We start from the raw sequence: 223 nt of genomic DNA, 5'->3' as shown, positions 1-223 counted from the left end.
GGGAGGACGGTATGAGCAGGCAGACTCCGCACACCGATCACAGTGCGCACTGTGCGCCGGGCAGCCGGCACATCGATCCGCACGAGTACGCGGCGGTGTTCGGTCCCCGGGTGGGTGACCGGGTGCGGCTGGGTGATTCCGGGCTGACGGTGCGGGTGGAGTCGGACGCGCAGAAGCCGGGGGAGGAGTTCCTGGCGGGCTTCGGCAAGACGGCCCGTGACGG

The 223-nt window shown here is 70.9% G+C and carries 1 pseudogene; it reads left to right on the top strand.

What is annotated here, in order from left to right:
• Window positions 1-11 precede the first annotated feature (11 nt).
• Window positions 12-223: pseudogene (locus IG86_RS39620) on the top strand (urease subunit alpha); the annotation flags it as partial.

The organism is Streptomyces virginiae (assembly GCF_000720455.1).
Lineage (GTDB): Bacteria > Actinomycetota > Actinomycetes > Streptomycetales > Streptomycetaceae > Streptomyces > Streptomyces virginiae.
Note: the sequence above shows the minus strand (reverse complement) of the source record. Positions and strands in the feature narration are given on the sequence as shown.